Source organism: Parasphingomonas puruogangriensis, assembly GCF_036663635.1.
In the GTDB taxonomy this organism is placed as follows: Bacteria; Pseudomonadota; Alphaproteobacteria; order Sphingomonadales; family Sphingomonadaceae; genus Sphingomonas.
Map to the genome: position 1 here is coordinate 200,390 of NZ_JAXOJI010000002.1, position 14,386 is coordinate 214,775.

A 14,386-nucleotide genomic window follows, 5' to 3' on the forward strand; every position below is an offset into this window, starting at 1 on the left:
TGACATGAAGGGGCATATGTTTGGCGCCGGCACTGCGCTGGCGACATCGTTTTTTCTGGCCACGGCCGCGTTCGGACAGACCGTCCCGCAGACCGATACGCCGAGCCCGACCGCCAATAGCGGCCAAGCCGAAACGCAGACGCAGCCGCCAGTCGATACCGATAGCGGCGCGATCGAAGATATCGTCGTCACTGCAACGCGGCGCGAGACCAACCTGCAAAGCACCCCGATCGCGATCTCCGCGTTTAGCCAGGCGACGCTCGACCGCCAGCAGGTCAATAACGTCACCGATCTCGCGCGCTTCGTGCCCTCGCTGCAATTCACCCAGCAGGGCGATCAGTCCGCCGTGTTGCTCACGCTGCGCGGCATCGGCAATGACAGCGCCTATACCGAAGTCGCCGATCCCGAGGTCGCGATCTATATCGACGGCATCTACTCGCCGCGCTCGCAGGGCGCTTCGGTGCTGTTCTACGATCTGGAACGTGCCGAAGTGCTGCGCGGGCCGCAGGGCACCTTGTTCGGGCGCAACGCCACGGTCGGCGCGCTGAGCCTGGTCACCGCCAAGCCGACATTCGACAAATTCTACGGCAATGTCGAGGCCATCGCCGGCGACTATAACCGCTTCGGCTCGCGCGGCGCGATCAACGTGCCGGTCAGCGATACGCTGGCTTTGCGCTTCGCCTTCGTCACCGAACGGCATGACGGCTATGCCGATTTCCAGCCCGCCCCCAACGTGCCCAATGTCGATCGCGCGGCATATGTCACCACGGGCAAGAAATATTATGCCGTCGAGCAGGAATCGGCCCGTGTCAGCGCCTATTGGCGGCCAAGCGATTCGTTCAGCTGGTTCCTCAGCGGCGAAGGCTTCCTCGATCGCGGTGCGCCGGTCATCGCGTTGCTCCAAACGCCGCGCGCCGGCACCGATCGCTATTCGACGCTAAGCGATACCGCGCCCGACACCGATCGCTACTCCTGGGCGCTGCGCAGCACGATGAACCTCGACGTCACTGACAAGATGCAGCTGACCTATATTGCGGGCTATTCACGCATCGGCGGCAGCACGCAGACCGATGCCGATGCCGGCGCGCTGCCGCCGGACGGCACGTTTGATCCGGCGACCGGACTGCAGAATTTCATCGGCGCGTTCGGCGAGAACCGCACCGTCAATTCGCGCTACAATTTCATGAGCCACGAGCTGCAGCTCAAATCGACCGGCGATAATGTCTTCGACTATATCATCGGCGGCTATTTCTCGCATGAACGCAACGAGATCCGCTTCGACGTCGACCAGCGCGACGGGTATCGCAACGGCGCGACCCGGGCGTTCGTCGGCAGCTTCATCCAGGCCAATCGCCAGATCGATTCCTATGCCGGCTTCGGCCAGCTGACGTGGAACATCAACGACCGGTTCCGCGCCACTGGCGGGCTACGCTACACCAAGGATTACAAGAAGGATGTCGGCGGCCGCAACGTCACTGCCTTCGGCTGCGCCGCGCCCGGCGACGTGGCGTGCGGCGTTAATCTGTTCGGCATCTACCCCAATGCGACCGCCGCAGAATTGGTCGCCTTGCTCAACGCCCAAGGCGGCAATTTCTCGATCTCGAGCAACGACGTGAAAGGCAGCTGGGGCAAGCTGACCTATCTGGCGCGGCTCGACGCCGACCTGACCGACAATGTGCTGGGCTATGCCAGCGTCAGCAGCGGGTTCAAATCGGGCAATATTCAGGATGGCGGCGAAACCACCGATCCGGAATCGATCACCAACTATGAAGTCGGTTTCAAGACACGGCTGTTCGATCGGCGTGTGACGTTCAACGCGGCGGCCTATTATTCCGATTTCTCCGGCTATCAGGTCAACCAGGTGCGCACCACGCGCGACGCCAATGGCAATACCATCGCCAGCCAGATCGTCACTGAGAATGCCGAGGGCGCGACGGCTTACGGTCTGGAGGCCGAATTGGTTGCCAACGTGACCAACCACGATCGTCTGCAATTCTCCTCCTCGCTGCAGAAGACCAAGCTCAAAGACCTCGCAACGATCGACGGCCGGTTCGACAATTCGAGCGACGTCACCGCGATCCGCCAGCTCAAGGGCAACGAACTGGCGCACGCACCGCGTTTCTCGGCCACCGCTACCTACGAGCATGATTTCGAACTCGCCAATGGCGGCAGCATCACGCCGCGCGCCACGGTGCATTACGAAACGGCCAGCTTCCTGACCTTCTTCAATGGTGATCGCACCGATCGCGTCGTCGGCGGCGTGCCGGTCAATTACGGCACGCGGTTCGACACGCAAAAGGCCTATAGCCGCACCGATCTGGCGCTGCGCTACAACGCGCCGGGCGACAAGTTCGTGATCGAGGCGTTCGTCCAGAATGTCGAGGATCGCGCGATCCGCACCAACGCCACCACGTTCGGCCCGACGCGCTATCCGCCGGTATTCCTGTCCAACTTGCAGGCCCCCAGGACGTTTGGCGCCCGCGTCAAGGCAGCGTTCTAATCTTGCTTCCCTTGCGACCCGGCTTACCCCGGCCGGGTCGCTCCTTGGGCGGCGTCACGCAAGCCTATGCGTGTCGCCGCCCCTTCTTCTGCCGGCGGTAGGCTGCGCCGGGCCCTATCGATTGGAGTATCGTGATGACCGCAGTCGCTCGCTTCGCCCTTGCCGCCGCGCTGGCCGCAGCACCCGCCACGCTCTCCGCGCAGGGCACCCTACCCAAGGCAGCGGCCGATCGCGCCGCGCCGCCGCAGGTACGCGCCAACGCGCTGGTCAAGGCCATGACGCGAGCGGAGAAACTGCGCCTCGTCCGCACCTATTTCCCGCCCTTCGTCAAGGACGCCGCGGCGCGGGGCATGGTTCCCTCGGCTGGGCATATGCCGGGCGTGCCGCGGCTCGGCATCCCCACGTTGCGTGAAAGCGACGCCAGCCTCGGCGTCGCCAACCAGATCGAGCAGCGCAAAGGCGATGTCGCCACCGCCCTGCCCGCCGGCCTAGCGACCGCAGCAACGTTCAACCCGGAACTCGCCTATCAGGGTGGCGCGATGATCGGCGCCGAGGCACGCGCCAAGACCTTCAACGTGTTGCTGGCCGGCGGCGTCAACCTGACGCGCGATCCGTGGAACGGGCGCAATTTCGAATATCTTGGCGAGGATCCGTTGCTCGCCGGCGTGCTGGCGGGCGAAGCGATCCGCGGCGTCGAGAGCAACCATATCGTCTCGACCATCAAGCATTTCGCGTTCAACGCGCAGGAGACCGGCCGGCACGTCGCCGACGCGCGATTGGGCGAAGCGGCACTGCGCGAGAGCGACCTGCTGGCGTTCGAACTGGCGATCGATCGCGGCCGGCCAGGATCGGTGATGTGCGCCTATAACAAGGTGAACAGCGATTGGGCGTGCGAGAATGATTTCCTGCTCAACCAGGTGCTTAAGCGCGATTGGAACTATAAGGGCTGGGTGATGTCCGATTGGGGCGCGGTGCATTCGACCGAGAAGGCGGTGCTCGCCGGGCTCGATCAGGAATCGGGCCAGGAACTCGACAAGCAGATCTACTTCGCCGCCCCGCTCGAAAAAGCGCTCGCGGCAGGACGGATACCGTCGGCCCGGCTCGACGATATGGCGCGGCGCGTGTTGTACGGCGTGATCGCCAGCGGGCTGATCGACGATCCGGTACCGAGCAGTGTGCAGCCGATCGATTATGCCGCGCATGCCGAGGTCGCGCAGCGCACCGCCGAAGAAGGCATCGTGCTGCTCAAGAACAGCAATAATCTGCTGCCGCTGGCGACGACCGCGAAGAAGATCGTGCTGATCGGCGCGCATGCCGATGTCGGCGTCCTCTCCGGCGGGGGCTCATCGCAGGTCCGCTCGGTCGGCGGCGCGCCGGTCGAGATCAAGCTGACCAAGGGCGAGGCGGCGTCATTCGCCCGCATCACCTGGCATGCTTCCTCGCCACTGGCCGCGATCCGTGCCGCCGTGCCGGGCGCCGAGGTTACCTATATCGACGGCAATGATCCCGCCGCCGCCGCAGCAGCCGCGCGTGGCGCCGATCTGGCGATCGTCTTCGCCTGGCAGTGGCAGACCGAGGCGCAGGACGCCGAGACGCTGGCGCTGCCCGACAATCAGGATGCGCTGATCGATGCGGTGGCGGGCGCCAATCGCCAGACCCTGGTCGTGCTGGAAACCGGCGGGCCGGTGCTGATGCCGTGGATCAATCGCGTACCCGCCGTGCTGCAGGCCTGGTATCCCGGGCAGCGCGGCGGCGAAGCGATCGCGGCTATCCTGACCGGGGCGGTCAACCCGTCGGGCCGATTGCCGATGACTTTCCCCGAGCGTGCCGAGCAGGCGCCGCGGGCGGCGCCGGTCGGGCTCGCCGCGCAACATGCGGTCGATGCGCGGCGCACTGCCGGGGACAGCAAGGCGGCGCTCGAAAGCTATCCGATCGACTATCCGGAAGGCGCGGATGTCGGCTATCGCTGGTATGCGCGGCAGCAGCTCAAGCCGCTCTTCCCGTTCGGCTTTGGCCAATCCTATACCAACTTCCGTTACGCCAATCTCAAGCTCAGCGGGGGCCGCGCGCTGCGCGTCAGCTTCGATGTCACCAATACCGGCAAGGTCGCCGGCGCCGACGTGCCGCAGCTCTACGCGCAACCGCCCGGCAAGGCGCGCGCCTATCGCCTCGCCGGCTGGAAGAAGCTGCGGCTTGAACCAGGCGAAACGCAGCGCGTGACGATCGATGCCGAGCCTAAGACGCTGTCACGCTTCGACACGACCGCCAAGGGCTGGCGCCAGGATGCGGGGCGTTACGCCATCGCGATCGGACGTTTTGCCGGCGATCGGGCATTGACCGGCACGGTGGCGCTCGCCGCCGCCGCACCGTCCTTCCCCCGGTAACATCCGGGTCCGCGACACTTCCTTTTGGAGATCCACATGACACCGCATCCGTCGCGCATTGCGCTTGCCGCTTTGGCCGTTGCCCTGGTCAGCGCGAGTGTCGCGGCACAGGATCGACCGGCGCCGACATCGGCGGTGGCCGATCCGGCCTTGTGGCCCGCGCTCAAAGCGGTGCCGCGCCAGACAACGGTGGAAAAGCGGGTCGCTGCGCTGCTCGCGAAAATGTCGCTGGAAGACAAGGTAGGGCAATTGCTGCAGGTCGATATCGGCAGCATCAAGCCCGTGGATGTCGAAACCTACAAGATCGGATCGGTGCTCAACGGCGGCAATTCGGGGCCATATGACGACGAACTCGCCCCACCCGCGAAGTGGCTGAAGCTGGCGGACGAATTCTACGATGCGTCGATCAAGCGCAGCGACGGGCGCCCCGCCATCCCGATCATCTGGGGAACCGATGCGGTCCACGGCAACAACAACATCATCGGTGCCACCCTGTTTCCGCACAATATCGGGCTTGGTGCAGCAGCCGACCCTGATCTGATCCGGCGCATCGGCGAAGTGACCTCGATCGAGACCGCTGCCGCCGGGCAGGACTGGACCTTCGCGCCGACGCTGGCGGTGGTGCAGGACGATCGGTGGGGGCGCACTTACGAAAGCTATGCCGAGGAGCCACAGATCCCGGCCGATTACGCCAAGGCCATGATCGAGGGCGTGCAGGGCAAGCTGGGCACCAAAAGCTTTCTGTCGCCCGATCATCTGATCGCGACGACCAAGCATTTCCTTGGTGACGGTGGCACCGGCGGGCGCGATCAGGGCGACACGCGCGCCTCGCAGGAGGTGCTGCGCGATGTGCATTTGGGCGGCTATCCGGCGGCCATCGCGGCCGGCACGCAATCGGTGATGGTTAGTTTCTCGAGCTGGAACGGGGTCAAGATGAGTGGCAATAAGAGCCTGCTGACTGACGTGCTGAAGGAGCGCATGAAATTCGACGGTTTCGTGATCGGCGACTGGAACAGCCACGGCCAGGTGCCGGGCTGCAGCAACGAAAGCTGCGCCGCGGCGATCAACGCCGGGATGGACATGTTCATGTATTCCGGCCCGGACTGGAAGAAGCTGTACGAGAACACGCTGGCGCAGGCCAAATCGGGCGAAATCCCGCAAGCGCGGATCGACGATGCGGTGCGGCGGATCCTGCGCGTGAAGGTGCGCGCGGGCACGTTCGATCGCGGCCGGCCATCGGCGCGCGCCTTCGCCGGCAAATTCGACGCGTTCGGCGCACCGGCGCATCACGCGGTGGCGCGCGCCGCGGTACGCGAGTCGCTCGTGCTGCTCAAAAACGAAGGCGTGCTGCCGCTCAAGCCCAGCGCCAATATCCTGGTCGCCGGGGCCGGGGCGGACGATATCAGCCAGCAGGCCGGCGGCTGGACCATCACCTGGCAAGGCACCGGCGTGACCAACAAGGACTTTCCCAACGCGCAGTCGATCTGGTCGGGCATCAGCGAGACGGTGGCGAAGAGCGGTGGCAAGGCCATTCTGTCGCCGGACGGGTCGTTCACCACCAAGCCCGATGCGGCAATCGTGGTGTTCGGCGAACAGCCTTATGCCGAATTCAAGGGCGACATCCCCAATTTGGAATATAGCCCCGGCGACAAATCCGACCTGCAACTGCTGCGCAAGCTCAAGGCGGCGGGCGTGCCAGTAGTAGCGGTGTTCCTGTCGGGCCGGCCGCTCTGGGTGAATGCCGAGCTTAACGCGTCCGACGCATTCGTTGCGGCATTCCTGCCGGGCAGCGAAGGCGGCGGTGTGGCGGACGTGCTGTTCGCCGACACGGCCGGCAAACCGCGTTTCGATTTCCGCGGCAAGCTGAGCTTTTCCTGGCCCAAGCGGCCCGACCAATATGTCCTCAACCGGCGTGATCCCGGCTACGATCCGCTGTTCGCTTATGGCTATGGCCTGCGCTACGCCGCCCCCGGGCATGTCGGCACGCTCGACGAGACGCGACCGGCGGGCATGGCCGCTGCGACAATCGGGCAATTTTACGCCAAGGGCCGGCTGCCCGATGGCTGGACGATGGTGCTGGACGAACCCGGCCAGGCCAGCGTCACGCTGGGCCGCGCCGCCGCCGCCTCGGCCGGTGGCCGGCTCGCCGCCCGCTACGTCGATCGGCGCGCGCAGGAAGATGCGCTGGCGCTGGTCTGGAGTGGCCCGGCCGCGCTGCGCATCGTCCCGCCCCAGCCGATCGATCTCGATCGCGAAAGCAATGGCGAGCTAAGCCTGGTGATGGAATATCGGCTCGACCGGCCGGCAACGGGCGTGGCGACGCTCGGTCTGGCCGACACCGCGCGCTCCACCGCCGTGCCGATTGCCGGCCTGCTCGGCGCCGCCCAGCCCGGCACCTGGACCACGCTGGCCGTGCCGCTGAAATGCTTCGCCGCCAAGGGCGCCGCGATGAAGACGTTGTCGGCGCCATTCACGCTGTCGGCCAACAAGGGTAGCGCGCTGACGCTGTCCGACGTGCGGCTCGATTACGTATCGATGCCGATGGATAAATGCGGCGGATAGCGGTCTACGGTCGAAGCGCGCTGACGGCACCGTTATAGCCTCAGGTGCAGGTGATCTCCGGCAGGAACGAATAGCCGTTGCCGCGCACCGTGCGGATGATCTCGGCATGGTCGAACGACTGCATCTTGCGGCGCAGCCGGCTGATCGCGACGTCGATCGTGCGACCGCGCAACATGCTGTCGCCCTTGCCGGCATGCATCATCATCTCGTCGCGCGAATGGATCTTTTGAGGCTTGCTGACAAAGGCGTTGAGCAACTGGAACTCGCCATCGGTCAGCCGCACCGCCGTGCCGTCCGGCGCACGAAGCGTGCGCATCCTGCAATTGAGCGTCCAGCCGCCAAAGGCGTATGTTTCGACATGGAGCGGCGGCGCCGTGACCGGAGCGCTGGCCGTCGCGCCGACCCCGACCCCGCCCGCGCTGCGCCGCCGCAGCACCGAGCGGATCCGCGCCAGGATCTCGCGCGGGCTCGACGGCTTGGTGACATAATCGTCGGCCCCCAGTTCCAGCGCGACGACGCGATCGACTTCGCTGGCCAAGGCCGAAAACATGATCACCCCGGGCGCGCCGCCGCCCCGCGGCAGCGCCCGCAGCACGGAAAGCCCGTTCTCGCCCGGCATCATCATGTCGAGCACGATAAGGTCGCACGGCCGTTGGCTCAGCTTGGCGCGTAGCGCAGCGCCGCTATCCACGCCCTCGGCACGCAGCCCGTGATCGATCAGGAATTCGGTGAGCAGTTCGCGCAGCCCGGGATCGTCATCGACGATGATCACGCGCGCGCTTTCATCGGTCAGTTGATCGCTCGCTTGGCGCAAGGAAATGAGGGGATCGTCGAAGCCGGCATGGTTTGTGATCATGTCGCCGCTCCTGCATCTTGCATCTTTCTGTAATATGTCCGCTTGTAACGATCGCGCGGCAATGCGGACGCAAGCGGTCACGATCGTGCGCCGCGCACCCGCTGAAATATTGCAAACACATCCGCTTGGTAGCCCGACCACGATGAACAGCCCGCTCCCCGATACCAAGACGACTTTGCTCGTCGTCGATGACGACCATTCGATCCGCAGCTTGCTGGCGCAAAGCCTGGGCCTGCACGGCTATGACGTGAAGACCGCCGCCAATGCGCAGGAAATGGATATCGTGCTCGCGCAACATACGGTGTCGCTCGTGCTGCTCGACGTCATGATGCCCGGCGAGGACGGCGTATCGGCCTGCCGCCGGCTGAGTAGCAAGGGCGGCCCACCGATCGTGATGCTGAGTGCGCTTGGCGACGAACCCGATCGCATCCTCGGGCTGGAGATCGGCGCGAGCCATTATCTCGCCAAGCCGTGCAGCCCGCGCGAGATCCTTGCCACCGTGCGTGCCGCCTTGCGCGAGCGCAACGTGGCCGAGCAGACCGACACACAAGCCTTTACCTTTCTGGGGTGGCGCGTCGATTTCACCGCCCATGAATTGCTCGACGCCGAAGGGACGCTGATCGACCTGACCGATGGCGAATTCTCCGTCTTGCGGGCCTTTATCGAGCGGCCACGCCGCGTGCTGGCGCGCGATGCGTTGCTCGAGGCGGCGCGCGGCCCCGATACCGAGGCTTTCGACCGTGCGATCGACGTGCAGGTCAGCCGGTTGCGGCGCAAATTGCGGTCGCGCGGTGACGAGATCATTCGGACGATCCGCAACGAAGGCTATTTCTTCGTGCCGCGCGTCGTGCGCGCGTGACCGCCAGGCGCCAGCGGCCCTGGCCGCTATTCCTGCGCATCTTCGTGCTGATCCTGCTCACCGTTCTACTCGTCCAGCTGCTCAATTTCGCTGCGGTGCTGCTGATGCCACCGCCGACGCCGGCCATCTATTCCACCAACCGCATCGCGATGGTCGCGCGGGCCGGCCGAGACACGACCGGATTGCTCTCGACATCATTGTCGCACGAAGCGCCGCAATTGAGTGACGACGAACGCGACCGGCGCCTGGCGGGGCTGATCGCGGCCGATCTGGGCCTGCCGGCCGCCGCCGTGGTGGTCGAAGGCCGTCGTAACGGGCCGCCGCTGATGGTCGGGGCGTTTCGTCCCCCCATGCCGATGGGCATGCCTGGCCCGATGCCGCGCTCCTTTGCGATGGATATTGGCCTGTTCGGATCGTTCACCGTCTGGGTTAAGACCGCGCCGCGGATGTGGCGCGTGATTCGTCCTGCCAGCGGGGCGACTGGCCCGTGGCGGACCCGCACAATTCTGTGGTTCCTTGTGGCCATGGCGGTGGCGGCGCCGATCGCCTGGGCCATGGCCCGGCGTGTGGCCAAGCCGATCGCGCTGTTCGCGGCAGCGGCGGAGCGCCTAGGACGCGATCCCCGCGCGCCGCCCCTGCCCTTGTCCGGCCCGCCGGAAATCGCCGAAGCGGCGACGGCGTTCAATGTGATGCAGGAGCGGCTCAATCGCTACGTCGAGGATCGCACGATGCTGATCGCGGCGGTGGCGCACGATCTGCGCACCCCGCTGATGCGCCTGTCGCTGCGGCTCGAAAAAGCCAGCGACGATGTGCGGATCGCCAGCGAGGAGGATATCCAGGAGATGAGCCAGCGGATCGGCGCGGCAATGGCGTTCGTCCGCGATATGACGCGCGATGTGCGACGCCAACGGCTCGATCTGCGCTCGCTGGCGGAAAGCATCACCGATCAATGCGCCGATCGCGGCGAACAGGTGGTGTTGCACCCCGGCCCGAGCCTGACCATCGAAGGCGACGGGCCTGCGCTCAAGGCTTTGCTCGCCAATCTGGTCGAAAATGCCGTGAAATATGCCGGCGCGGCCGAGGTAACCCTGCGGCGCGACCAAGAGGCGGTGATCATCGAAGTGGCGGACAACGGCCCGGGCCTTGCGCCGGCCGATCTGCACCAAGCCTTCGAGCCGTTCTTCCGCGCCGAGAAATCGCGCAATCGGGATAGCGGCGGTAGTGGTCTAGGCCTGGCCAGTGTTCGTGCCGTGGCGCGTGCGCATGGCGGCGAAGCGACACTGGAGAACCGCGCGCAGGGCGGCCTGCTGGCCCGGGTCACCCTGCCCGCCTGACCCGCGGCGGGCCCCACCCGCCTTTAACCCAGCAACCCCGAGACGATCCAACGCCGGGTGATCGCCGATTTGACGATCGCCGCCCCGCAACAGCGACATACCGAGTGCTGGAACGCCTGGCCGGCGACATCACGGTGCTGATACCGCGGCAGATGCCGGCCGATGGCGCAGCCCGGCGGCAGTGGCAGGGGCGCGGGCGTGGGCATGGGACTTCTCCGGACGATCATTCGCCGCGGCCGCTATGGATGGCAAACTTGTCCGCGGTATTTCCGGCGCGGCAACGACCGAAACCCCGCCATCGCAAAGGATGACGGGGCACGGCCAGCGCAGCGATTGGGGGCGGCGGCCCGCCCCCGTGTCAGGTCAGAACTTGACGCTGGTGCTCACGAAGAAGGCACGACCATAGGGATCGTAGGTCGACGGATAGGTGTTGGCCTGCTCCTGGTTGTCGCCCAGGATCGGCGGCTGCTTGTTGAACAGGTTGTTGACGCCGACCGACCAGGTGAAGCCCGGCTTGACCGCAAAGGCCGTGGTCAGATCGAAGTAATTATACGCCTTGATATGCTCGACCGAATAGGTCGACGCGCTGTCGTCGTCCACAGGCGACAGATAGCGGTATAGCAAGGATACGGTCAGCGGCCCGGTCTCGTAGGTAGTGCGGGCCGACAGACGCCACTTCGAATAGGGATTGCCGCAGCTGAGGCCGAACTTGCCTGCACAATCGATGGTCAGACCGGGGATCGCCGCGACCGGGTTAAAGTTGAAGTCGATCAGGCGCGTACCGCTGACACGCAGATCGAGCCGGCTGGAGTCGGTGCCGAAGGCGCCGAAGCCGAGGGTCGTGGCATAGCGCGCCTCGAAATCGACCCCCCGTGTCTTCACGCCGCCCGTGTTGGAAAGCGTGTTGACCGCGTCGGTAATTGCGCCGCTATTGGCGTCTCGCGGCAACAAAGCGCAATAGCTGCTATCATATGCCGTATAGTTGTTGCCGGCATCGCCATAGCAGGCCGTGATCAGATTCTGCGTGCCCGCAGAAGAGATATAGTTGGCGATCTTGATCTTGTAGTAATCCACCGTCAGCGAGAAACCAGGCACGAAGCTTGGCTGCAACACGACGCCCACCGAATAAGTGTCGGAGGTTTCTTCGCGCAAATTGGAGTTGCCGCCGGTAATGCTCTGGATTTGAGAGCTGCCGCCGTAATAGTCTTGGCCCAAGTCACCCACCGACAGGCCCGATGCAACGCAGCTAGCGCTCAGGTTTGCGTTGGTCAGCGCGGCCGCCGTGGCACACGGATCGGTCGCGGCCGGGAAATCCTGTGCCGAGCCGCTGTACAGATCCGCCACGGTGGGCGCGCGGACCGCCCGCGAATATTGCCCGCGGAAGCTGAGATCGCGGATCGGCGACCACATCGCGCCGCCCGAATAGGTGTTCACCGATTTCGCGGCGGTCGAATAATAGGAGTAGCGATAGGCGCCGTTCACTTCGAGACGATGCACGAACGGCAGGTCCGCCAGCAGCGGCACGGCGACCTCGGTATAGGCCTCCTTCACGTCATAGCCGCCGCTCAGCCCCTCACCGGCATTGAAGCCGACGACATCGCCGGAAGACAAAGCGTAGTCCGGATTGTAGCTGCCGAATTCCTTGCGATATTCGGTACCGAACACGACGCCGGCCGGCCCGGCACCCAGATCGAACAGATTCTTATTTGAGATCGACGCGCTGGCGACCTGCTCGGTGATCGAGCTGGTATTCTGCACTGGGATGGTGATGAACGCGGCCGCCGCGGCGCTGATATTGCCGGCGCCGAAGATGTTGAGCGGAACGCAGCCATTGCTCGTATCCGAGCAGACCAGGTTGCCGTTCGCATCATAAGTGGTCTTCAGCGCCTGCAGCACGCGGCTGTTCGAGACGTTGCCGGTCTGCGTTTCGACCGACCGGGTCTTGGAATAGCTGTAATAAGCGTCGTAGTTCCAGCCGCCGCCGATATCGCCATCGGCACCAAGCACCGCGCGATACGCCGTATTGTCGATGCTCGACACGCGGTCACCGACTTCGGTCAGGCGGCGGGCGATCGTCGAGGTGACATAGCCGTCGCCGTCGGTGTCGAGGCTCTGCAGCATGGCCTGCGAACTGGCCGACAGGAACGACGAATCGGCGTCGAGCTGGACCGAACCGGTATACGGCGTCGGGGCCAGCTTGTTGTCGACGCGGTTGTTGATCAACTGGCCTTCGGCATAGACGTTGAACGCCGGGCTGACCTCGTAATGCGTCTGCGCGCTCATCAGGAAACGCTTTTGCGGCACCTGCAGGTAGTTATAGGGGGCGTAATTATACGCGTCGGTGGCGGCATCGTAGGCGCTGTAGCCGCCGTCCGTCTCGAACTTGCGGGCGACCTTGTTGATCGTGAAGCGCGTGCCCTCGATCGAGCCCGAGCCGCCGTTGATCAGGCCGCCTTCGCCGTCGTCGACTTGCGCCTGGCTCGAATAGTCGCGCGCGGACTGCAGGATGCCATCGCGCTTGGTGTAATCCAGATACAGCGTGGCATTGCCGCGGCCGTCGGCGAAATTGCCGCCGATCAGCACGTTGCCGTTGAACGTACCGCCATCGCCGGCCTCGTTGATGCGGTAATTGGCGTTCGCCTCGACCCCGCTGAAATCCTTCTTCATCACGAAGTTGACGACGCCGGCAATGGCATCCGAGCCGTACACCGCCGAGCGGCCGCCGCTGACGATGTCAACGCGCTGGATCAGGCCCGCGGGGATCGTGTTGAGATCGACGATCTGGTTCGAATCATAGGAGACATAGCGCCGGCCATCGACCAGCACGAGCGTGCGATTGGCGCCCAGCCCGCGCAGATCGGCGGTGGCCACGCCGCCGCCCGGATTGTTCGACGCCCCCGTGCTGCTCGGCACGAGCTGCGGCAGATCCTTCAGGATATTTTCGACATTGACCTGGCCCGACAGCGCGATCTCCTTGGCGGTGACCACGGCGATCGGCGACGATTGCTGCAGCTGCAGCCCGCCGAGCCGCGAGCCGGTAACCACGATCGTCTCGTCTTCGCCCGGCGCCGCCGGATCGTCTGCGGTCACCACCGGCGTTGCCGGATCAGCCTGCGCCCAAGCAGGCGCCGCGATCCCCAGCAATAGAGTAGATGCCAAAAGGCGATTGCGTAAAACAAGACGCATTGTCGGTTACTCCCTGAACCAATTTAGATTGTCGTGCGGTAGATTCGAACGAGGATGAATCAGCGCCGAGGCAACGATCTGCAATTGGTTCGGGAGTTCGACAACGTCTAAGTGAGGGCGACATCCTCGCCATGCTCGGATGTTGTATGGGTCACACGGTTATATACGGAACGTAACTCGATTGATACGGTTTCGTGAATTTAAGACCGGGAAGATACACTTCTCGCCGACCAACCGAAAGGCGATCTTCCAGCCTGGCTGGACGGATATATCCGTCGCTCCCTGCGCCGGGCGGGCCATCACGCGGGTCATTGGAACGTCGCCCCGCCGGCCAGCGCCTTGCTCGGGCTCAGCCCCTGCTGTTCGAGAAACTGGTTGAGCCCGGCGACCAGCTCCTGCGCCGCGCCGTTGGTCAGCGCGATCCGGCCGACCACTACGCGATCGATCGATGGCGGCTGGCGCGCGTGATCGGAGCGCGCGCTTTCCAGCGTCAGAACGATGACGCCGTTCAAATTGGTCAGGCCCGCGCAGCCGGTGGCGAACACTTCGGGGGCGAAGGGATTGTCGATCAGCACCTGCGGGGCGGACACGGTAATCGGCTCCGTGGCCGGAACCCCTTTGATCGCAAAACGCATGATAAGCTCCTAAGCTGGGACGACCGGGCCGCTGCCCGCCGGCACCTGCTGGGCCGCGTCAGTGTCCGAA

General features: G+C 64.8%; 9 protein-coding genes. 5 read left to right on the forward strand and 4 right to left on the reverse strand.

All coding sequences use genetic code 11. From position 1 onward, the window contains the following. The first annotated feature begins 4 nt into the window (after nt 1–4). From U1739_RS06460 to U1739_RS06470, 3 genes are all read left to right on the forward strand, one after another. Nucleotides 5–2,500, forward strand: coding sequence for a TonB-dependent receptor (locus tag U1739_RS06460; protein WP_332705355.1), 2,496 nt, complete (start codon nt 5–7; stop codon nt 2,498–2,500). 134 nt (nt 2,501–2,634) lie between these two features. Further along, the gene (locus U1739_RS06465) at nt 2,635–4,884 is read left to right on the forward strand and encodes a beta-glucosidase family protein (RefSeq protein ID WP_332705358.1); all 2,250 of its coding nucleotides are present in this window, start codon (nt 2,635–2,637) and stop codon (nt 4,882–4,884) included. Between the two features lie 36 nt (nt 4,885–4,920). Continuing rightward, nucleotides 4,921–7,446, forward strand: a complete 2,526-nt coding sequence (locus U1739_RS06470; protein WP_332705361.1) for a glycoside hydrolase family 3 protein — start codon at nt 4,921–4,923, stop codon at nt 7,444–7,446. 40 nt (nt 7,447–7,486) lie between these two features. Here the strand turns inward: U1739_RS06470 and U1739_RS06475 are convergent, their stop codons facing one another. Beyond that, nucleotides 7,487–8,302, reverse strand: a complete 816-nt coding sequence (locus tag U1739_RS06475; protein ID WP_332705364.1) for a response regulator — start codon at nt 8,300–8,302, stop codon at nt 7,487–7,489. A gap of 142 nt (nt 8,303–8,444) precedes the next feature. On the opposite strand from U1739_RS06475, the gene U1739_RS06480 reads away from it, so the two are divergent. Further along, nucleotides 8,445–9,161 (forward strand): response regulator, encoded by a 717-nt coding sequence (locus U1739_RS06480; RefSeq protein ID WP_332705367.1) that lies wholly within the window; start codon nt 8,445–8,447, stop codon nt 9,159–9,161. Then, entirely contained in the window at nt 9,158–10,495 is a 1,338-nt protein-coding gene (locus U1739_RS06485; protein ID WP_332705369.1) for an ATP-binding protein, read from the forward strand. The genes U1739_RS06480 and U1739_RS06485 overlap by 4 nt, the downstream gene beginning before the upstream one ends. 23 nt (nt 10,496–10,518) lie before the next feature. Here U1739_RS06485 and U1739_RS06490 read toward each other — a convergent pair whose 3' ends face one another. From U1739_RS06490 to U1739_RS06500, 3 genes are all read right to left on the reverse strand, one after another. After that, nucleotides 10,519–10,701, reverse strand: a complete 183-nt coding sequence (locus tag U1739_RS06490; protein ID WP_332705371.1) for a hypothetical protein — start codon at nt 10,699–10,701, stop codon at nt 10,519–10,521. A 157-nt stretch (nt 10,702–10,858) separates the two neighbouring features. Continuing rightward, the gene (locus tag U1739_RS06495; protein ID WP_332705374.1) at nt 10,859–13,654 is read right to left on the reverse strand and encodes a TonB-dependent receptor; all 2,796 of its coding nucleotides are present in this window, start codon (nt 13,652–13,654) and stop codon (nt 10,859–10,861) included. Nucleotides 13,655–13,989: 335 nt separating this feature from the next. Further along, on the reverse strand, nt 13,990–14,316 hold the full coding sequence (locus U1739_RS06500; RefSeq protein WP_332705377.1) for a hypothetical protein: 327 nt from the start codon (nt 14,314–14,316) through the stop codon (nt 13,990–13,992). Between the last annotated feature and the right edge of the window lie 70 nt (nt 14,317–14,386).

Bases quoted from the DNA above. Each gene is read 5' to 3' on its own strand.
- U1739_RS06460 (WP_332705355.1), top strand. From the start codon at position 5: ATGAAGGGGCATATGTTTGGCGCCGGCACTGCGCTGGCGACATCGTTT.
- U1739_RS06465 (WP_332705358.1), top strand. From the start codon at position 2,635: ATGACCGCAGTCGCTCGCTTCGCCCTTGCCGCCGCGCTGGCCGCAGCA.
- U1739_RS06470 (WP_332705361.1), top strand. From the start codon at position 4,921: ATGACACCGCATCCGTCGCGCATTGCGCTTGCCGCTTTGGCCGTTGCC.
- U1739_RS06475 (WP_332705364.1), bottom strand. From the start codon at position 8,302: ATGATCACAAACCATGCCGGCTTCGACGATCCCCTCATTTCCTTGCGC.
- U1739_RS06480 (WP_332705367.1), top strand. From the start codon at position 8,445: ATGAACAGCCCGCTCCCCGATACCAAGACGACTTTGCTCGTCGTCGAT.
- U1739_RS06490 (WP_332705371.1), bottom strand. From the start codon at position 10,701: ATGCCCACGCCCGCGCCCCTGCCACTGCCGCCGGGCTGCGCCATCGGC.
- U1739_RS06500 (WP_332705377.1), bottom strand. From the start codon at position 14,316: ATGCGTTTTGCGATCAAAGGGGTTCCGGCCACGGAGCCGATTACCGTG.